The organism is Halarsenatibacter silvermanii, from assembly GCF_900103135.1.
In the GTDB taxonomy this organism is placed as follows: Bacteria; Bacillota; Halanaerobiia; order Halanaerobiales; family Halarsenatibacteraceae; genus Halarsenatibacter; species Halarsenatibacter silvermanii.
Map to the genome: position 1 here is coordinate 1 of NZ_FNGO01000026.1, position 20,735 is coordinate 20,735.

Sequence of the window (20,735 nt, forward strand, 5' to 3'; positions counted from 1 at the left end):
ATCAAACTCTTCAAGAACTTCCGCTAAAAGTTCTATGAATTTCCTGCGCAGTATCTTCAATAACTCTTCCTCCACACCCTTGAAAGTATCCTGACCATGTAGTACACTTAAAATGAGTTCAATCATTGGGTCTCACACTCCTTCTTTTTGGAGGTTGGTGTGTGAGACCCATTCTATATTTCTATACCATTTTCCTGCTTCTACCCACAAAAATAAAACTCAGAGTAAATCTATTATATTTCAGGCAAGAAGTTTTGGATTAGAAATTTTTTGTTAAATTTGGAGGTTGGTGTGTGAGACCCATTCTATATTTCTATACCATTTTCCTGCTTCTACCCACAAAAATAAAACTCAGAGTAAATCTATTATATTTCAGGCAAGAAGTTTTGGATTAGAAATTTTTTGTTAAAAATTTTACAATTATAAAAAATAATCATCGATTAAGAAGGAAATTGAATAAATTTATTCAATTAAATAATTAAGACATGCTTACGGCATAACATAAAGGAAAAGACATTGTACGACATTGGTCTATTATAGATTAAATAGATGTTGAAATTTTAGGAAAGTAGTACTATAATAATTAAATAGAGTATGACTTAAACAGTTTTAATATGGTTTTAGATTTTTTGCCCAGGAATAATGCAGTTTTGCATAAATAGTTATAGAGTAATATAATTAATTTTAAAAATTATAAAACAAGTTTAAAATGTAGAGTCGAGGAGGTGATAAATTTATTAGCCGGAGCATGCTGGTGACAGGCCAATGATTAAACTTGAGGGATGCCGGTAGATTTTATTATGAAATTGAAAACAGTAAAAGTTTACAAGGAGGGTTAATAATGCCCCAAGAAGATAAGGAACATATGAAGATGGAAGGCAGGAAATTCGGTAACTATAAAGATCGATCTACCTTCTGGGTATCTCTGGTCGTGGTAATTACCTTCGTCCTCTTCGGCATTTTTATGCCGGAAAGAGCCGAAGAAGTATTTGGTGAAGTATTTAACTGGATGATGGTTAATACCGGCTGGGCTTTCATTCTGGGAGCCTCTTTCTTCCTAATTATGGCACTAGTCATGTTTATTACCCCTATAGGCCAGATAAAGCTCGGTAAGCCGGATGAAGAGCCTGAGTACAACGTTTATTCCTGGTTCGGTATGCTCTTCAGCTGTGGTATGGGAATTGGCCTGCTGTTCTGGGGTGTTTCAGAGCCTATAAATCATTATATCTGGCCGGCGATTTCAGAAGCAGAAACAGCAGGTGCTGCACATGAAGCTATGAGATTTTCCTTCTTTCACTGGGGACTTCATCCCTGGGGAATTTATGCAATAGTGGCTGGTTCTCTGGCCTATTTTTCCTATCGCAAAGGTCTGCCGATGATGCTCAGCTCCACGCTTCATCCCATACTCGGTGATGATGGTATATACGGTTTCTGGGGTAATGTGGTTAACATCATCGGAGTATTTGCGACCCTCTTTGGCCTGGCCACCTCGCTGGGTTTGGGAGCCATGCAGATCGGAGCCGGTCTTGAAACACTTTTTGGCATTGCCAACACCGGTGGTTTGCAGGTGGCAATAGTCGCTGTGGTTACCTGTGTGGCAGTTATCTCAACCTATACGGGTATAGACAAAGGGATTAAATACCTGAGTACTCTCAATATAACCATAGCTATTATTCTGTTGATACTGGTCTTTATTCTGGGACCTACGATATTCATTCTGGATATCACCACTCATGGAATTGGTGAATATCTCCAGAACATCGTCGGAGACTCATTCATGCTGGATGCTGCCGGAGAGGGAATTCGCGGTGACTGGTATGAAGCATGGACGATCTTTTACTGGGCCTGGTGGATAGCCTGGGCACCTTTTGTTGGCACCTTTGTCGCCCGCGTTTCCCGGGGAAGAACGATAAGACAGTTCGTCCTGGGAGTGCTGCTGGTCCCCACTGCGGTCAGCATGGTCTGGTTTGGTGTTTTTGGAGGTTCTGCTCTGCACTTTGAACATGTTGAAGAAGTCGGTACCATTATTGAGGCAATAGGTGTAGATGAGGCCATGGGCTTTTTCGAGTCGCTGCAGCTTTTCCCGGCCTCCCAGATATTGATATTTGCCGCTATGACTTCGGTAGCAGTTTTCTTCGCCACCTCCTCGGACTCGGGAACTTATGTTGCCGGAATGCTGACTTCCGGTGGAGATCCCGATCCGCCGCTGCCTTTGAGAGTAATCTGGGGTGTTCTTGAGGGTTCGATAGCTGCAGTTCTGCTCTTTACCGGCGGTCTGTCTGCCCTGCAGACTTCTTCTCTGATCGGCGGTTTGCCCTTTATGATAGTGATGCTTGTCATGGTATACTGCCTCTTCAAAGCTCTATTTGAAGAACTCAGGGAGGGAACACTGCCCAAAGAGAGAAAGCGAATATATGAGGCCATTGAAGAGCTACAGGAAAGACATGAAGAGATCGATGTTATGACTGAAAATGAATAATAAGAAAAAGTTGAGGTAATTTGGAATGATGTAACTACATTTAGCATTTGATAATGATATCAAAAACCCCCACCAGCCTGCTTCAGGATGGTGGGGGTTTTGAAGTTGATTTATAAAGAGGGTACTTTCAGCTGAAATTTGTTATATTGTATTTATCTTGTTGCCTGCTGCTTATCGATAAATTCGTTTATTCTTCTCACCTGAAGACAGAAAGCTTCCAGTCTGGCTTCGATCACCTGCGGAAAGGCGCTGCCATCGGATTCTATGGCCAGGAAGGGAAGTGAGGAGAACTTTTTCAGCACCTTTCTTGTCGTTTCATCATCGCTGTAAAGATGGGATTTTTTCTCTTCAAGCTTATCTTTGATGATCGATTCTGAAACCCGATGATGCATGCAGCCAAAGGGGCCTATAGCAATTATTCCTTCCACGTGATCTATAAGCTCGGCTATGGCGCCGCCGATTGTCAGTATCGTTTCACCTGTCAGTTTTTCCGACATTAACTCTCCCCCCGCCTCGACCAGCTCGTCTATTTCTACGGTATGATTGGAGCAGAGTCCGGAAGAAGCAAATATATTTCGCACATCTTTTTCAATCTTGCTTTTATAGAAATTGCTGACCTTGTTTTTTACCCGGTCCAGAAAAGAGGGATCTTCATAATTATCTGTCTTCTGGGTCATATAATCCACATAATACAGCCACTCTATAATTGGAGCCACCTTGGTAACAATGCCTTTTTGAGCAAGTTTATCGACCAGAAAGCGTCGGGAAAATTCATCGTTCCGCACATAAATTTCGCCTGTAAGTGCAACTTTTTCCACCTCTTCATATGGTTTGACCAGGTCGATTTCTGCCAGTCTTTTTGATTCCTTTTTAAGAACCCTTTTTAATCCCCACCAGGACTTGCTCGAAAGAGCAGAGAAGATTTTCTTTTTGCTTTCAGCAAAGATCTCCTTACCTTTTTCTGGATCCACAGCGAGAGCGGAAATGGCGCTGTAAATATCCTCCAGGACATCAGCTACAGCCAGAGCCTGCCAGGCACGCATGAGAAATTTGCTCCCCAGTTCTTTATAACCGGGGCCGCTGTCCATAACCATAAGCCCTACATTCTTCAATTTTTTATCTTTTATTACCTCTTCCATCATCACACTGTACTGTCCCAGCCGGCAGGGGCCGGATGATTCAGCCATAAAATAGATCATCACATCTTCAGTATCTTTATCATCGGCGTAATTGAGCATTGTTCCCAGAGTCAAAATAAAAGGCAGACATTCTTTGCCGGTTGCGTGAGCTTTTCCGCGTTTTAACTCATCTTCGCCTGGAGGCTGGCAGGCAACTGTGTCGATACCTTTATACTGCATGGCAGAGGCAACAGCTTTAGTCGCCATTCCTCCCATGGAGGGAATAAGCAGTTTCACCCGGTCACTGGATAACGGCAGCACCTCTCCTTCAGAAGTTCTGACCTTTATTTCGCCGCTGTTAATTTTGGCTCTGGCAATACTGAATTCTTCTTTTTTTTCGTCGGCAGTCTCTCCCACATCCTTTTCGATGCTTCTGTATCTGTCAACCACGTCCAGAAAAGCTTCAATTCTGGTATTTACACCGACATCAGCTGTATGGCTGTCGAGTTCGAGTGTCAGAGAGGGCTTGGTACCGTTGACCTTGCGGAAATAGTTGACCAAAAATGAATCCGGGCCGCAGCTGAAGTTGGTAATGTAAGTTCCGAATAACTGATTATGCCGGCTGACAAATCTGGTGCCCTTCATTATTTTCTGGCCCATCGACCAGTACATATTTTGAGAAACCTCTTCGTCCTCGAAAGGTAGCATATCAAATGAAAGGACAATTTGTTTTTGAGAGGCGAACTTATGAGGTATACCGAGATTAGTTTCGGAGGCAAAGGCGTTATAAGGGCGGCCAAAAATGACGGCAGCTTTACTCTCGGGATTATTCTCCAGGTGTTCCAGCACAGATCTGCCCATATTTTTCAATTTATACTTGAAGTCCTCCTGAGAGGCTACCCCCCGGGCAAAAGCTGTTTCTGCCTCCGCTCTGCTGGCGCCCAATTTATCTGCCATCTCCAAAAACTCTTCCCGTACTGCGGCAAAACCGTCCTTAAAATCGAGCACGGGGGAGAGGACATTGTCTTCCTCCAGTTCGGGCCAGCTGGCGGAAAGATAATAGGGCTCGCCCTGGGCCATAGGGCAGAGGATGCTTTCCTCGGGGCCTTTTTCTACGTGCAGTCCTTTAACATGCGGCAAAAAGATATAATCAAGATCTTTTTTCAGGAGATTGTGCATATAACCATGACTGATTTCCACGGGATAACAGAAAGCAGCCGACTGCTGCTGTATTCCGGCTTCTTCCGCTTCATCCGGCATCACGACCTCGAAACCCAGCTCGGCAAAGAAAGTGGAATAAAAAGGGAGAAGTTCATGAACAGTCAAAGATCTATTAAAGCCGACTTTACCTCTGCGCGGGGAGGATTCGTCTGAATTTATATCTTCGTTTTCTGGATGAGCAAAAAATTCATTGAAGAGAAGTTTCTCCCTTTTTTTGACCAGATTTAAATCGTCCATATTATGATCGTTCTCGCCGTCAAGAGTCATATATTTATTGCAGATGCCGCCAAAGGTATGCTGTTCGCCGGCAACCTCCAAAACGTTGATTTTGCATTTTCTGTCACAATCGCTGCTGCCGCCGCGGCAGATGAAATCGTTAATTTTATCCACTTCCCTATCTTTTAACTCCTCCAGATCGAATTCTTTTTTTTCTACTAGCCCCAGATCCATCTGCCTTTTAGTTTCTAAAGCGACTCCAAATGCCCCCATTAATCCTGGTTCGGGCGGGACTATAATTTCTTTTCCGGTCAGAGCGGCCATGGCCATAGGAACTGCCTCGTTATAGCAAACCCCCCCCTGCATAAATACTTTATCTCCGATGGGACGATTGCCCTTAACTCTGTTTTTATAGTTCTGGCAAATAGAATAGACCAGGCCGGCACTTATATTATTAACATTTATGCCTTCCTGTATTGCATTTTTTATGTCACTTCCTATAAAGGCAGAGCACTGATCATTAAAATTGGGAGGATTTTCAGCTTTAAGAGCAATGTCGGCTATATCTTCCATAGCGATATCGAGAGATTCCTCCGCCGATTCCTCCAGAAAAGAACCCGTGCCCGCTGAGCAGGCTTCATTCATGGCGTAATTTGTGGGCACACCGTTGACCAGGTAAGTATATTTCGCGTCCTGACCTCCGATTTCAAATATGGTATCAACATCGGGATCAAAATGGACTGCCCCGGCTGCGTGAGCAATTATCTCGTTAATCACAGATTCGGTGAGCGCATGGAGGCCGGTTATTCTCCGTCCGGAACCTGTCACTCCCAGGCCTATCAAAGAAATATCTACATCGCCGATCTGTTCATTCAGGCTGGCATAACACTCACGGGCGGCGTTTACCGGATCCCCGCTGGTTCTAAGATATTCGGAGGCCAGAAGCTTATCATCCTTCGCTCTGATTATCACTGCTTTGGTAGTGGTTGAACCGACATCGAGCCCCAGGATGCACTCATCATTTTCCCGAGCATCTGCTGTTTCAATTTCATGAAAGGTAACCCTGTCGCGGTAATCTCTTAAAGGCGGGAGATAATCAAAAGGATCGCTGCCCTGCTCGAACATTTTTTCGGGGGAAGATATTTCTTCCCCGCTGTCGAGAGCCCAGATGGCAGCGCCTATAGCCTCAAAATAAAAGGCTTCTTCAGGAACTACGACCTCATGCACCCTCTTTTTGAGATAATTGATAACTACTTCGTTGCGGGCAAGTCCCCCTACCAGCATTACGGATTTTGCTCCGGCTTTATGAATTAACTCCATCATCTTATCGACCATCATCTGACAGAGCCCGGCAACAATTCTGCCTTTACTCATACCCTTGTTAAGGGCATGAGTACAATCACTTTTGCAAAAAACTGAACAGCGACCGGAAACTCTGTAGGGATTATCGGTATCAGCAATCCGGGTGGCTTCATCAAGGTTTAGCCCCATTCTTTTTACCTGCTGCAGGAAAAACTCGCCGGTCCCGGAGGCACATTTGCTGCCGGTATAGACGTTGATCATTTTCCCTTCATCGTCGAGCTCATAAACCATAAAGGTCTCCCCACCGGCAGATATAATAGCGTCCACGTCACCGCAATTTATTTTATCCTTTCCGGCCAAAAAATCATAGGTTATTTCTGTAGCTTCGGGTTCAGATAAGGAAGGTGCATCGACCAGTGACTTGAATTTTCTGCCTGTAACACCGATTTTATTTCCGGCAGTGTTTTTTTCATTGATCAAATCTATCAGGGAGTCTTTTACGTCACCTTCATGGGAGCGGGCTGTCATGTTCTTTATCTCTATACCATTTTCTGTTTTCTGAACTTCGACAGATTTTATATTGGAAGCTCCCATGCAGATTCCCGTTGAAATCATTTTTTGAATCCTCCTTTAAATATAAGTCTGTTTTAGCCTCTATAATATGTTATAATAGAAATCGAACAAAATTGCAAATAAACTCAACCTCTTCATTAAGGAAAGGGGATTTTGAAATTGAATCTGATTTTGCTGCTGTCCGCCCTGCTGGGATACGTTCTAGGAAGCTTTCCTTCAGCAGTAATATTTGCCAGGCAGAAGGGAATAGAAGACATCAGGAAAACGGGCAGCGGTAATATGGGGACTTTCAATGTTCTGAGAACTGCTGGTAAAGGTCCTGCTTTTAAAACGCTGGCCGCTGATGTTTTGAAAGGCGTGGGGGCAGCGGCTGCTGCTTATTTTATTTTTTCTGAAGCAGGAAAAACCAGCATATATTTTGCCGGAATGGGGGCTGTTTTGGGTCATATGTTTCCCGTATTCGCCGGCTTTCAGGGCGGGAAAAGTCTGGCGGCCTTTTCCGGCGTTTTGTTGATTATCTCACCCGCTCTGCTTGCGGGGATACTGGCAGCATGGATCTTAATGTATCATATTTTTAACCGAATAGCTGTAAGCTCCTTTATAGCTTTCTGCCTGCTGCCATCGCTGATCGAGATCATATATGCCGGGGCGGGCGAGCGTTTAATTTTTTTAATGGCTGCTGGTGGATTTATCGGTTTAAGACACAGGGGAGATCTATCAGAGGATATAAAGAGTTTAATTTAATTGGTCTGACAAACAAAAACCCTGTCCGCTTTCCGGACAGGTGACAGTTAAATAAATTGATGCATTGAATTATCCATTTTTAAAAAGAAAGATGTCAGAAAAGAACTTAATCCAGATAATCTTTGATTTCCTTGCTGCGGGTTGGATGGCGGAGTTTCCGCAGAGCCTTGGCTTCTATCTGTCTTATCCTTTCTCTGGTAACCCCAAATTCTTTGCCGACTTCTTCCAGGGTTCGGGACCGTCCATCTTCAATCCCGAATCTCAATTCGAGTATTCTTTTTTCCCTGTCTGTCAGTGTATCCAGAACTTCGTCTAGCTTTTCGCGAAGCAGAGAAAAGGAGGCAGCATCATCAGGAGTTAAGGCATCATCATTTTCAATGAAATCCCCAAGGTAACTATCCTCTTCTTCACCTATAGGAGCGTCGAGAGAGATTGGCTGCTGATCCTGAGAGATTTTTCTGATCTCCCTCACTTTATCGACTTCCATATCCATTTCCTCTGCAATTTCTTCGGCAGTAGGCTCACGATCTTTTTCTTTCTCAAGCTGACGATAGATGCGCTTCATTTTATTTATAGTTTCGACCATATGAACAGGTATTCTTATCGTGCGACTTTGATCAGCTAAAGCCCGGGTGATAGCCTGCCTGATCCACCAGGTGGCATAGGTGCTGAACTTATAACCCTTGCGATAATCGAATTTTTCTACAGCTCTCATCAGCCCTTTGTTGCCCTCCTGGATGAGATCAAGAAATGACATACCCTGCCCGACATATTTTTTGGCAATACTGACGACCAGCCGCAGATTCGCCTCTATCAGGTGTCTTTTTGCCTCCTGATCTCCTTCTTCGATTCTTTGAGCGAGCTCTACTTCCTCTTCAGCATCAAGCAGGTCAACTTTACCTATTTCTTTGAGATACATTCTGACAGGGTCATCCATACCGGCTCCCTGAGGTATATCGAAGTCGATTTCGTCCTCATCCACCTCGTCATCTTGAGATTCTTCAGCTTCTCCCACACTTTCGATATCCTGCAAATTAACCTTTTCCTGGTCATCATTTACTACATTTATTTCCATATCGTCGAAAACATCCTGAACTTTCTGCATATCTTCTGAACTGAGCTCGATACCTTTGAGCTTGTTTCTGATTTCTTGTTTGGTTACCTCGCCTGATTTCTGGCCGGACTCGATGAGTTCTTCGACCTGACTCATCAGTTCAGAATCAATATCTCTTTTAAGCATATAAACCCCTCCTTCAACTTGTAAAACCCAAAAATAAAATCGGGCCCATATAATTGCGAATGCAGCCCGTGTGAATTCAAAGATATTACAAAATTAATTTTTAGATATTGGCTGATAAAATAAAGCAACACGATTTTACAATTATAACGGATCAATTATCATGAGTCAATAGCAAAATCCATATGACTTCGGGCCAAATCATCTTTTCGGTGTCAACATTATTATTCAAGATAACGAGGTAGTTTCCTGCTTGCTGAGGTGAAAAATTGGACACTGAATTTTAAGAAACCAAATGTAAAAAGCCCCTGCTGTTGCACAGGGGCGGGGAAAAAGAAATTAAATATTGTAATCGATGGAAAACAGCGGCTAAGGAAATTTATTTTTCAAGATAATCCCTGAGTTCTCTGGTTCGGCTGGGATGTCTCAGCTTGCGCAGAGCTTTCACCTGAATTTGTCTGATTCTCTCTCTGGTGACATCGAATTCTCTTCCTACTTCTTCCAGAGTGCGGGAACGGCCATCTTCAATGCCATATCTTAGTTCCAGAATTCTTTTTTCTCTGTCGGTCAAAGAGGTTTCCAGAACGCTGTCCAGCTGCTCTTTAAGCATGACTGAAGTGGCTTCTTCGTCAGGGGTGGGCGAATCCTCATCCTCTATAAAATCACCGAGATTGCTGTCTTCTTCTTCGCCGATTGGAGATTCGAGGGAAAGAGGATCCTGGGATATTTTTTTGATGTGACGCACTCTATCAGGATGGATATCCATAGCTTCGGCCAGCTCATCAACGGTCGGTTCACGATCGAGATCTTTTTTTAACTGGCGTGAAACTCTGCGAAGTTTATTTATTTTTTCAACCATGTGGACGGGTATTCTTATCGTGCGGCTTTGATCAGCTAAAGCCCGGGTGATAGCCTGCCTGATCCACCAGGTGGCATAGGTGCTGAACTTATAACCCTTGCGATAATCGAATTTTTCCACAGCTCTCATAAGACCCTTGTTGCCTTCCTGAATTAAATCTAAAAAGGAAAGCCCCTGTCCGATATATTTTTTGGCTATACTGACAACCAGCCGCAGATTCGCCTCGATAAGCTGCTGACGAGCGGAAAGATCACCATCCTCTATTCTGCGGGCAAGTTCGACCTCTTCGTCAGCGTCCAGGAGATCTACTTTTCCAATTTCCTTCAAATAAGTTCTCACCGGATCATCAAGATTGCCCTGAGATTTAGCAATAGAAATTGCATCTTCGTTGTTTTCATCCTCATCTTCAGATTCACCGGATAAAAGCTGTTCTTCTTGAGAGTACCATAATTTTTCTGAAAGAACTGTCTCAAGATTTACACTGGTACCATCTTCCAGGACAACATCAACGTCCATATCTGATAACGCTTCTTTGAGCAATTTCAGGTTTTTATCGTCAATTTCTGAGCCATTGATTATGGATTTGAGCTCTGAAAATTTTATCTGTCCCTGGCTGTCTTCGCTGCCCAGATCACTGATTAAATTTTTAATGTCCTGTCTGGTGTCCAGAGGGGACTCTATCTCCATTAATAATTCCTCCCCGATAGAACTGGTTGGTAAAACAAATGGTAACTATTTAATTATAGCACAATATAATAATTTGTCAAACATAGATGCTCAGAAAATTCATCGTTGATAACAGGCAGGTATTTCAGCTTTCGCAGTGAATTAATATTAGGGAAGAATAGAATTCAATAAGGAGGATTTTTAAAAATATGAAAAGACATAAAAGACACAAAGAAGATTACGACAGGCTGCCCAGGATGCCTGCCCTGAAAGAGGCCTTAATTCCTCTGGCCTTCCTGATTGTGATTTTGATGTTCAGCATTATCTGGCTCGAAATTGACCCGCATATTCCTCTGATACTTTCTGCCGGGATCGCTGCTTTAGTGGCGTCTAAAATCGGCGTCGAATGGGACGTCATAGAAAAAGGCGTCCTGGATGGAATTATGGTCGGTATGCAGGCCATGGTTATTTTGATGATAGTGGGAATGTTAATAGGCTCGTGGATGCAGAGCGGAATAGTTCCTCTTATGATTTATTGGGGTTTGCAGCTGATTTCTCCACAAATCTTTCTGGTTGCGTCCGCTCTGATAACCGCAATTGTAGCTCTGTTTGTAGGCAGCTCCTGGTCGACAGCCGGAACCATCGGGGTAGCGCTGGTGGGAATAGGAACAGGACTGGGAATATCTCCCGGACTGGTAGGAGGCTCGATCATTTCAGGCGCCTATCTAGGAGACAAATTATCACCTCTCTCGGATACCACAAATTTAGCGCCGGGGTCGGCGGGAGATACCGAAGTTTTTGAACATATCAGGCATATGCTTTATGTGACTGTTCCCGGTTTTATTATCGCCCTGATTATGTACGGTATTATAGGTTTGGGATTTGCTGAAGGAGCAATAGAAACTGGACAGGTGAGTTTAATAACTGAAACGCTGGCAGAAAATTTCAATCTCAATCCGCTATTATTTTTGGCGCCGGTTTTTGTGCTCACTATGATAGTTCTCAAGGTTCCTCCGATACCAGCTCTGCTGGGCGGTGCCGTGCTGGGGGGAATCTTCGCCATGATATTTCAGGGAGAAGGCCTGGGGACTATTCTTGACACAATGCATTATGGTTTTGTTATCGAGACTGAGGCTGAAATGGTTGATGATTTGCTTACTGCAGGCGGCCTGGATGGTATGATGTGGACTATATCGCTGATATTTGCTGCCCTATCTTTTGGAGGTATAATGGAGAACTGCGGTTTTCTGGCAGTGATTTTAAAGCAGATTCTCAGCGTGGCCAAAACTTATGGTTCGCTTTCACTGGCCACTCATCTCACTACCATCTTTGTCAATCTGGTAACTGCCGATCAATATCTGGCAATAATTTTGCCGGCCAGGATGTTCAATCAGGCTTTTAAAGATATGGGAGCTCATCCTAAAAACCTCTCCAGAATTGTTGAATCTTCCGGAACTATAACCTCACCGCTCATACCCTGGAATACCTGCGGTGCTTTTATGTATGGTGCCCTGGGCATCAATCCTCTGGTTTTTGCACCTTATGCATTTTTTAACTGGATTACTCCGTTATTGTCCATAGCTTATGGATATTTAGGAATCGGATATGCAGACTGGGAAAAAGAAGAGAATATTTAATTTCTGCAGCTATAAAATTAGCATATCTGACAGGGGGTTCAACGATGAATACCAGACTCTTAGTGGATAGCGCCTGTGATTTGCCGGAAGATTTGATCGCTAAGTATGATATCGAAGTGCTGCCTTTCGTGATAAATGTGGATAAGGAATCTTTTCTGGATGGTGAAGAAATTACAACTTCTGAGGTTTTTGCAGCCATGGAAGAGAACAGGGAGATTTCCACAGACCAGGTCAAGCCTGGCCTAATCATGGAATCTTTCAAAAAACAGCTGGAAGATGGTTTTAATGTTCTTTATCTGGCTTTTTCGGGAAAACTTTCCGGCACCTACCAGACAGCGTCCATGGTGGCCGAAGAAATGATGAAAGAATATCCGGAAATGAACATAGATGTGGTGGATACCAAATCAGGTTCTGTAGCCACCGGAATTCTGGCCCAAAAAACAGCTGCTTTGCTGGAAAAGGGCAGGAAGCGAAAACATGTTCTCAACAAACTTCAGAACTGGATAGATAGGATCGAGCATATATTTGTTCTTGATGATTTAGAGGCTTTGAGGAAGGGCGGCAGAATCGGCAGAGCTAAATCTATGGTGGGCAATTTTCTCAAAGTTAAGCCACTTCTGGCGCTGAAAGACGGAGAAATAATTTTGGAGAGTAAGGTTCGGGGATCAGCCCGGGCTCTGCAGGGTATGATCAATTTTTTTCAGAAAAAATGCGATTCCGTTTCAGGGAAGTCTGTGGGAATATCTCATGCCAATGACAGGAGCAGAGCTGAAAAATTAAAAGAGAATCTAGAAGAGATGGGAGCCGATATATTCTGTGTGGAAATGATTAACAGCGTTCTGGGGGTTCATCTGGGCCAGGGAGGAGTCGGCTTATTTTTCCTGGGCGATGACAGTTGATTCTGATTTATGCTGGTTATCAATTAAATTTCTCAGCCGGGCAGAGGTCCGTCAGGAAATTTGGCAGACTGCGCTATCTGCCCGGCTGACTTTTTGATTTATTCACCGATCACCTTGACCAGAACTTTTTTATCGCGCTGACCATCGAATTCTCCGTAAAAGATTTGCTCCCAGGGCCCAAAATCGATTTCGCCTTCAGTTATGGCAACCACCGTTTCTCTTCCCATGATCTGCCTTTTCAAATGAGCGTCGGCATTATCTTCGTAGGTATTGTGGTCGTACTGGGAGACAGGAGCGTGCGGGGCCAGCTCTTCCAGCCATTCCTGGAAATCACGGTGCAGCCCGGGCTCAGCATCGTTGATAAACACGCTGGCCGTGATGTGCATGGCATTTATGAGACACAGCCCTTCTTCGATTCCGGAATCCTCAACTATTTTTTCTACCTGTCCCGTGATGTTGATGAATTCCATTCTCTCATCAGTATTAAACCAGAGATATTCACGTACAGATTTAATTGTATTTTACCTCCTTTTGAACTGTGAATTAATTAAAAAGTACCTTTTGTCATTATATAATAAATAAATCAGAGGCTTCTGTCAATCCTTAATTATGTGATGTTTTTTCATTTTTCCGGAAAGTAATCTGTGAATTTTAATTTTTCTGGAGGAGATTTTTATGAATTTTAAATTTCAGGATGAAAACAATGATTCCAGTGAAAAAGCATATCCCGGCTGGTGGGAAGCAATAAAACTCAGTTTATTATTGATATTGTTTCACCTGATTTCGGGAGCAGCTCTCTCCAGTATCTGGGGGGTTTTTGCTTCCCCGCCGGCTCCATTCTGGCTTTATGGACTGATCAGTGCTGCTGTAAACATTGGAATTATAAGATATGCCCTGGCTAAAGGGAATATTGATTTGAGGAGTTGTCTGGGTAATAGATTGAGAGCTGCAGAACCCTATCTTATAACCACCTTTATGATTTTTGGTTTTTCTATTATTTCTTCCTTGATAGTCAATATGCTGAGAATTTTTTCCGAAGCGGGTTTATACGGGGAGATTGTCAGGATGATAAGGGCTGAAAGCCCTCCTGTTTTGCTGATAATAATTGTGATATTTCCGGCCGTTCTGGAGGAGATTTTTTTTCGAGGAATTATCTTTCGAGGGCTCAAGAAAAATCATGGATTTGTGATCGGGTTATTATTTTCTTCATTTTTATTCGGGTTTGTCCACTTTAATTTTCTGCAGGGAGTTTCTGCTTTCCTGATGGGACTGGTGCTGGGCTGGCTTTACTGGTCATACAATTCGCTTTTTGTGGTCATATATGCTCATCTGATCAACAACTTCCTGGCGGTAATATTCAATGTTTATTTTTATATACCCGGATACTCTTTTTCCGAACAGCGTATGGCTCAGCCTCCAGGCTTCAGCGTTTTGGGATTGATATTGGCCGGGCTCGGCATATATTTTGTTATGAGCAGTAAAGAGAAGGAAAATGAAGTTAATTCCTGAACTAATTTAATAGAGTTGGTTTTCCTTTGAAACAGTTAGTTAAATTCCCACATATCAGGAAAAATTTAATTTTGAACGGAGCATTAAACCTTGCAAACAACATTTAAGCCTTTAAGGGGAACGTCCTCTTGTAGTACCGTGTTTTATATAGTATAATGCATTAAATGATCGCAAAAATGGAAATTATGTGCCTGAAGAGCAGGGTCAAAAATAAGTTCTCACCAGATCAAGGAGGTAAAAGCTATCGAATTTCCAGACTTAAAGATCGGGGATCTCAATCCCGGCCTGCCCATAATCCAGGGTGGGATGGCTATTAAAATATCGATGTCTGAACTGGCAGCTGCAGTGGCGAATGAAGGAGGTATAGGAATCATCGCCGGAACTGCATTAAGTGCAGAAGAGTTGAAAAAAGAGATTGAAAGAGCTAGAGAACTGTCTGATGGAATAATCGGAGTAAATATAATGTTTGCTGCTTCTGAATTTTCTTCATTGATAAAGCAGGCTGTTGATTCCGGAATTGATCTTATAGTATCCGGAGCGGGTTTTTCAAGGGACATGTTTTCCATAGGAAAGGAAGCGGATATACCTGTGGTGCCCATAGTTTCATCTTTACGCCTGGCTAAGATTTCGGAAAAATTGGGTGCATCTGCTATAGTGGCCGAAGGAGAAAATGCTGGTGGTCACCTGGGAGGAGAAGAGAACAGCGGTAAAATACTTAAAAAGATCAAGGATGAAGTTTCGATACCTGTGATTTCAGCAGGCAATATTGTTACTCCTGCAGATGTGAAAAATGCTTTCAAACGGGGCGCGGATGGCGTACAGATGGGAACCAGATTTTTGGTCTCAAAAGAATCGGATGCCAGCGAGGAATTTATGGAGCTTTGTGAAAATGCCAGAAGCAAAGATGTAGTCAAAATAATGAGTTCGGTGGGGCTGCCGGGCAGGGCAATAAGGACGAAAATGGCAGAAAAAATAATCGAAAATAAGGCTCCCAGTCCGGAAGAGTGCATAAATTGCCTGAAACAGTGCAGTCAAAAATTTTGTGTGCGAGAGGCTTTACTGGCCGGTAGAAGAGGAGATCTTGAGGAAGGTTTATTTTTTACAGGACCAGGAATAGAAAAAGTAGACGAAGTTTTAACCGTCAAAGAGATTTTTGAGAAGATAAAATCATATTAATCAAATCACATCAGCAAAGGCATAAATAATGATCTTCCTCTAACCCGTGATTATATGTATGACTGATCATTTTTATGATTAGTAAATTTGTATAATTTATATATAACATTAAACCATGTTGACAATAAATTGCAAACATTATATAATTACTTCATACCGGTTTAATCAAAAATAGTTTTGATTAAAGAGAATATACCGGGCAAAAGATTTTAGGAGGTAATAAAATGGTTAGAGCTGGCGACAAGGCACCTGATTTTACTGCCATGGCGTATTATGATGGCGATTTTACTGAGGTCAGTCTTTCTGATTATGAAGATCAATGGCGGGTTATTTGCTTTTATCCTGGAGACTTTACTTACGTATGACCGACAGAACTGGCTGCGGTTGCAGCCCAGTATGATAAGTTTCAGGAGCTAGGAGTAGAATTTTTATCAGTGAGCACCAACAGTCATCAAACCCATAAGATCTGGGAGGAGACTGAACTCAGCAAGATGGTTGATGGAGGTATTCCCTTTCCCATGCTGGCTGATACAACCGGCGAGATAGGTCAGCTTTACGGTGTTTACGATGAAGACGCTGGAGTAGACATCAGGGGAAGGTTTTTAATAGATCCCGATGGTGTGGTACAGGCTATGGAGGTACTTACTCCTCCGGTAGGCAGAAATGTCTCAGAGCTTATACGTCAGGTCAAAGCTTTTCAACATGTAAGAGAGACCGGAGAAGCCACTCCTTCCGGCTGGGAGCCAGGCGGGAAAACATTATCTCCCGGTCCAGAACTGGTCGGTAAGGTCTGGGAAGAGTGGTCTGTGGACGAATCTTACGAATAAAAATAAAGCTAAAGAATGATTAAAAATATATTAAATATTCAGGAGACGGCTGAAATATGCCGTCTCTTTTTATTAAACCTGCTTCTATGGGAAGAGCGATTATGAAAAATAAAACTTTGATGTTTTAATATTCACATGATAAAATAAAGATGATAAAATAAAGAACAGAATAGGTGTGAGGTGATAAAGATGGTTAGGCCAAGAAAAGATAGAAAAATAGAAAATATTCCCGAATCAAAATTTTATAAGCCAGCCGGTGTTCCCAATCACAGGCTGGAAAATGTATCGCTGCTGCTGGAAGAAGTTGAAGCCTTGAGATTAAAGGATAAAGAAGGACTTAACCAGGAAGAAGCTGCTGAAAGAATGGAAGTTTCCCGTCCGACTTTTCAAAGGATACTGGCTGAAGCCAGGAAGAAGGTGACTGAAGCGTTGATAGAAGGAAAATCACTGAAATTCGAAGGCGGGAACTATAAATATCAGCCCCGCTGTGGTCAATGCGGCAGAAAACTTTCGGAAAAAGCAGGAGAGGGGCCTCAGCAAGGACGTAAGATATGTTCAGATTGTCTATAATTTCATCGGAAGGTCTTGACTGAACATCTGCTTTTATGTTAGAATATTCACTAACGATTGGAATTTGTGAGCCTTTATTTTTTTATCAAATATTGTTCTTATTATCACATCAGTCTGTCCTATTATGGAGATGGATATAAAAATTTTCTGAAGGGGGTGAGAGGTGGAGGGATTGAAGAAATGTTTATTTTATAATTTGGAATATTTTAAATACAAAAGACACCTAAATTTTTCAGCTTAATTTTACAATAGTGGTTAGTTTTGTCAGCTCATTAGGTCATTAAAAATACCGGAAATTTCTTGAGGTGAAAATATGTCAGAAAAAAATAAAAAGCAGAGCAGAAGAGAATTTTTAAAGAAAGGTGCAGCTTTTGGAGCTGTTTCCGTTCTGGCCGGAACCGGTCTTTCTTCTTCAGTATTGCAGGCCGAAACCAGCACTGAAAAACTGGCATTGCTCAAGGATCATTCTATCTGCATCGAATGTTATGCCTGTCGGGTTGCCTGTCAGAATGAAAACGGATTTCCTGACATAGCAAGAACTATAGAATTTGAATCTCTGGAAATGGGCAATTATCCGGATGTTGAATATCACAGGGCGCGTATGAGTTGTTTTCACTGTAATGATGCCCCCTGTATCGATGTGTGTCCTGTTGATGCAATTGAAAAAGGGTATGGTGAGTTAAATATTACTGATATCGAAACCTGTATTGGCTGTGAGGAATGTGTGGCAGCCTGTCCCTTTGATGTTCCCCAGGTAGTTGATGAAGAGATGTACAAATGCAATGGCTGTACCCATCTGGTTGAAAAAGATGAAGATCCTGCCTGTGTATCCACCTGCCCCACCTATACACTCGATTTTGGAACTCAGCGAGAGATGGCAGAGCAGGCTGAAGAGAGAATTCAGGAATTGGAGGCTGAAGGGAAAGAGGGGTATCTTTACGGTCTGGAGGCACAGGATGGACTGGGTTTACTGATGATTACCACGATCGAACCGGATCATTTTTCTCTGGTTTAATAGAGTAAAGCTTAATCGCAGGAAATAATAATCTTTTATGAAAGTGATCAATCTGTCAAATATAAAAGGGGGTAAAGCAGTGGGTATAAATAGGAGGCAATTTTTAAAAGCCACAGGAATTTCCCTGGGTGCTGTTGGTGCAGGATTATCTGGATTTGATTTCGATGCCTGGGCGGAAGAACATGAGAAAGCCGAAGTTGAAATTAGCCCCAGCCTGTGCAATGTATGTGCAAGTCATTGTGGCATGTGGATTCACGTAAAAAATGATAGGGTCTGGAAGGTTACAGGTCATGAGGATAATGATCGCAGTCTTGGCCGCCTGTGTCCGCGGGCGCATGGGGGTATTGATTGGGTTTATGATCCTGATAGGATAGATCAACCTTTGAAGAAAACTGAAGATGGAAATTTTGAACCCGTAAGCTGGGATGAAGCTCTCGATGACATCGCCGATAGACTCCAGCAGATTCTGGATGAAGAGGGTCCTGAATCAGTATTTTATGCCCATAATCCCAGACGGACAGGTGTTTTTTATGGCAACAGATTGATGCATTCGCTGGGAGTTAATACTATCTGCACGCATAATGCTGCCTGTAATACTGCCAGAACAGTAGGTTTTAACGCAACTATGGGAGGAGTGCCGACCCCTGATTTAGCCAATTCAGAGTACATGCTCTTACTGGGTAGAAATTATGGTGGAGGAATTCGCACCAACCAGTTAAAGGGTTTGCAGGAAGCTGTCAGGAAAGGCGCGGAAATAATTTGTGTGGATCCTCGTCAGAATGATACCGCCACCATTGCCGATGAATGGATTCCCATAAGACCCGGGTCTGACATGGCTTTAGTGCTTGCCATGAGCAAAATAATCGTGGATGAAGAATTATACGATGAGGAGTTCATTGAAGAGTACACATATGGTTTTGAAGAATTTGCAGAAAACCTCGATGAATATACGCCTGAATGGGCAGAATTATTAACTGATATTCCGGCGGAAGACATCGAACGCATGGCCAGAGACCTGGCTGAAGCTGCGCCGGCTGCTTTTGTTCATCCTAACTGGAGAGGAGCATTTGGCTGCAACTATGAGAACAGCACTGAAACAGCCAGAGCTGTCTCCTGTTTGAATGCCCTGCTGGGCAATGCTAATGCTGAAGGAGGGCTGAGGTTTTATCATGGTCCTGATACTGGCAGTCTTGATGAAGATGAGTATCCTGCTCCCCCTGTTCCTGATACTCGCAGAGCAGATGGAGCTGGTGAGGATGATGGCTTTCCTCTTGCTACCAGCCACGGGCTGCCGCATTTGCTTGCTGAAAAAATGCTGGAGGGAGAAGTAAATGCCGGCATCGTAAGACATCATAATCCTGTGAGAAACTTCCCTGATTATGATCATATGTCGTCAGGATTTGATGCTCTTGATCTGCTGGTGGTTTTTGAAACCCAGATGTCTGAAACAGCTCTGGTGGCCGATTATGTACTTCCTGAGTGCAGTTTTGCTGAGAGAGAAGAGGTCATAGAAAGCAGGGGAGGGAAACAGGGAACTCTGGCCATGAGAACTCAGGCCATATCTAAAATTCATCCTGAGACTCGAAGTTATGACGATATAATTGTTGATTTAGCTGAGAGGCTGGAAGTTGATGAATATTTTCAATTCAGCCTTGACGATGTAAACAGAGCCATACTGGAGCCTTACGATATCTCCTTAGAAGAATTCAAACAAAAAGGCTCAATGATGGTTGATGTACCAGAGCCTGATGAGGCACCCGTTTTTAATACTGAGACAGGTAAGTTTCAGTTTTATTCAGATGAGTTTGAAAGACATGGTGCTCCTCCGGTGGTCAGCTGGATTTCTCCCGATACCGGGCTGGATGTTGAGGACAATCAATTTAGACTGGTTCAGGGGAAAGAAGCGATTCATTCTCATACTGCTACAGCCAATACTCCTCAGCTGGCGCAGATCACCAAAGATTATAATACAAATAGGCTCTGGATAAATGCTGAAAGAGCAAGCGAAATGGGAATCTCGGACGGAGATGAAGTGAAGATATCATCTGAGATCTTCAGCGACAGATGCAATGTTAAAGTCACTGAGAGAATACATCCAGAAACTGTTTATGTTCATGGCGGTTATGGGAATAGAACTCCTTTTTACAGCACCGCTCAGAAAATAGACAGCATCAATCCGAACGATTTTGTTAAATATCAGAAAGAATCCATTGTGGGACATGCTATGATAAACGAAGTTATGGTAGAGATAGAAAAGGTATAAGCCAGAACTAAATACCTCGTAAAGATCACGGGAATAACTTTGTGAGGCTTCCAGATCTGACCGAAATCGAATCTGGAAGCCTTTTTTTGGTTTTAATTATTTTAATATTAGCTCAAAAATTTATCCGGGTTGCTATAAGATAAAACAAAACTTGCAATTATAATATTCAAGGCCAGCACTCAGAAAGAAAGAAAACTGGATTAATTGGTGGCACATTCTTAAATATTGTGTTATAATTATCTTTGAAGGATAGATGTTTTAGATGAAAAAGGTAATTTTGAGCTGCCGCAGTATTGAAGTGACCTGGCAGTAAAAAGATGGGATTATATTTTGGATCTTCTTGTTATCAGTTGATAGATATCGTATAAGATCACTGTCATGACAATAATGGCTGGAAGATATAAAGCAAAGTGATACTCGAAGT

General features: G+C 42.8%; 13 protein-coding genes and 1 pseudogene. 10 read left to right on the plus strand and 4 right to left on the minus strand.

Annotated features, from left to right (window positions below; all coding sequences use genetic code 11):
* Window positions 1-841: 841 nt before the first annotated feature.
* Window positions 842-2,479, plus strand: coding sequence for a BCCT family transporter (locus tag BLT15_RS11045; RefSeq protein WP_200769756.1), 1,638 nt, complete (start codon window positions 842-844; stop codon window positions 2,477-2,479).
* Window positions 2,480-2,631: 152 nt separating this feature from the next.
* Here the strand turns inward: BLT15_RS11045 and BLT15_RS11050 are convergent, their stop codons facing one another.
* Window positions 2,632-6,951, minus strand: a complete 4,320-nt coding sequence (locus BLT15_RS11050; RefSeq protein WP_089761715.1) for an acyl-CoA dehydratase activase — start codon at window positions 6,949-6,951, stop codon at window positions 2,632-2,634.
* A 117-nt stretch (window positions 6,952-7,068) separates the two neighbouring features.
* On the opposite strand from BLT15_RS11050, the gene BLT15_RS11055 reads away from it, so the two are divergent.
* Window positions 7,069-7,653, plus strand: a complete 585-nt coding sequence (locus BLT15_RS11055) for a glycerol-3-phosphate acyltransferase (protein WP_159429919.1) — start codon at window positions 7,069-7,071, stop codon at window positions 7,651-7,653.
* Window positions 7,654-7,759: 106 nt separating this feature from the next.
* On the opposite strand, the gene rpoD (BLT15_RS11060) is transcribed toward BLT15_RS11055, so the two are convergent.
* Together rpoD (BLT15_RS11060) and rpoD (BLT15_RS11065) are read right to left on the minus strand one after the other, a co-directional pair.
* Complete coding sequence (gene rpoD / locus BLT15_RS11060; protein WP_089761719.1) at window positions 7,760-8,893, minus strand: RNA polymerase sigma factor RpoD; 1,134 nt, start codon at window positions 8,891-8,893, stop codon at window positions 7,760-7,762.
* Window positions 8,894-9,269: 376 nt separating this feature from the next.
* Window positions 9,270-10,436, minus strand: a complete 1,167-nt coding sequence (rpoD, locus tag BLT15_RS11065; RefSeq protein WP_089761721.1) for an RNA polymerase sigma factor RpoD — start codon at window positions 10,434-10,436, stop codon at window positions 9,270-9,272.
* 188 nt (window positions 10,437-10,624) lie between these two features.
* Between rpoD (BLT15_RS11065) and nhaC the strand changes: the two genes are divergently transcribed.
* Window positions 10,625-12,052, plus strand: a complete 1,428-nt coding sequence (nhaC, locus tag BLT15_RS11070; protein WP_200769757.1) for a Na+/H+ antiporter NhaC — start codon at window positions 10,625-10,627, stop codon at window positions 12,050-12,052.
* Window positions 12,053-12,096: 44 nt separating this feature from the next.
* Complete coding sequence (locus tag BLT15_RS11075) at window positions 12,097-12,951, plus strand: DegV family protein (RefSeq protein WP_089761723.1); 855 nt, start codon at window positions 12,097-12,099, stop codon at window positions 12,949-12,951.
* A gap of 98 nt (window positions 12,952-13,049) precedes the next feature.
* Here BLT15_RS11075 and BLT15_RS11080 read toward each other — a convergent pair whose 3' ends face one another.
* Complete coding sequence (locus tag BLT15_RS11080; RefSeq protein ID WP_089761725.1) at window positions 13,050-13,466, minus strand: secondary thiamine-phosphate synthase enzyme YjbQ; 417 nt, start codon at window positions 13,464-13,466, stop codon at window positions 13,050-13,052.
* Between the two features lie 160 nt (window positions 13,467-13,626).
* Between BLT15_RS11080 and BLT15_RS11085 the strand changes: the two genes are divergently transcribed.
* From BLT15_RS11085 to BLT15_RS11115, 6 genes and pseudogenes are all read left to right on the plus strand, one after another.
* Window positions 13,627-14,460 carry a CPBP family intramembrane glutamic endopeptidase gene (locus BLT15_RS11085; protein WP_089761727.1) on the plus strand — a complete coding sequence of 278 codons (834 nt, stop codon included), beginning with the start codon at window positions 13,627-13,629 and terminating at the stop codon, window positions 14,458-14,460.
* A 243-nt stretch (window positions 14,461-14,703) separates the two neighbouring features.
* On the plus strand, window positions 14,704-15,636 hold the full coding sequence (locus tag BLT15_RS11090; protein WP_089761730.1) for a nitronate monooxygenase: 933 nt from the start codon (window positions 14,704-14,706) through the stop codon (window positions 15,634-15,636).
* A gap of 224 nt (window positions 15,637-15,860) precedes the next feature.
* Window positions 15,861-16,463: pseudogene (gene prxU, locus BLT15_RS11100) on the plus strand (thioredoxin-dependent peroxiredoxin); the annotation flags it as partial.
* Between the two features lie 189 nt (window positions 16,464-16,652).
* Window positions 16,653-17,033, plus strand: coding sequence for a DUF134 domain-containing protein (locus tag BLT15_RS11105; RefSeq protein WP_089761736.1), 381 nt, complete (start codon window positions 16,653-16,655; stop codon window positions 17,031-17,033).
* A 313-nt stretch (window positions 17,034-17,346) separates the two neighbouring features.
* Complete coding sequence (locus BLT15_RS11110; protein ID WP_089761738.1) at window positions 17,347-18,048, plus strand: 4Fe-4S dicluster domain-containing protein; 702 nt, start codon at window positions 17,347-17,349, stop codon at window positions 18,046-18,048.
* Between the two features lie 79 nt (window positions 18,049-18,127).
* Window positions 18,128-20,311: a molybdopterin-containing oxidoreductase family protein gene (locus tag BLT15_RS11115; protein WP_159429920.1), complete on the plus strand. Its 2,184-nt coding sequence runs from the start codon at window positions 18,128-18,130 to the stop codon at window positions 20,309-20,311.
* Window positions 20,312-20,735: the final 424 nt, after the last annotated feature.

Excerpts from the sequence above, each read along its gene's own strand:
- BLT15_RS11045 (WP_200769756.1), top strand. The coding sequence starts at position 842 with ATGCCCCAAGAAGATAAGGAACATATGAAGATGGAAGGCAGGAAATTC.
- BLT15_RS11050 (WP_089761715.1), bottom strand. The coding sequence starts at position 6,951 with ATGATTTCAACGGGAATCTGCATGGGAGCTTCCAATATAAAATCTGTC.
- rpoD (WP_089761719.1), bottom strand. The coding sequence starts at position 8,893 with ATGCTTAAAAGAGATATTGATTCTGAACTGATGAGTCAGGTCGAAGAA.
- rpoD (WP_089761721.1), bottom strand. The coding sequence starts at position 10,436 with ATGGAGATAGAGTCCCCTCTGGACACCAGACAGGACATTAAAAATTTA.
- nhaC (WP_200769757.1), top strand. The coding sequence starts at position 10,625 with ATGAAAAGACATAAAAGACACAAAGAAGATTACGACAGGCTGCCCAGG.
- BLT15_RS11075 (WP_089761723.1), top strand. The coding sequence starts at position 12,097 with ATGAATACCAGACTCTTAGTGGATAGCGCCTGTGATTTGCCGGAAGAT.
- BLT15_RS11085 (WP_089761727.1), top strand. The coding sequence starts at position 13,627 with ATGAATTTTAAATTTCAGGATGAAAACAATGATTCCAGTGAAAAAGCA.
- BLT15_RS11105 (WP_089761736.1), top strand. The coding sequence starts at position 16,653 with ATGGTTAGGCCAAGAAAAGATAGAAAAATAGAAAATATTCCCGAATCA.
- BLT15_RS11110 (WP_089761738.1), top strand. The coding sequence starts at position 17,347 with ATGTCAGAAAAAAATAAAAAGCAGAGCAGAAGAGAATTTTTAAAGAAA.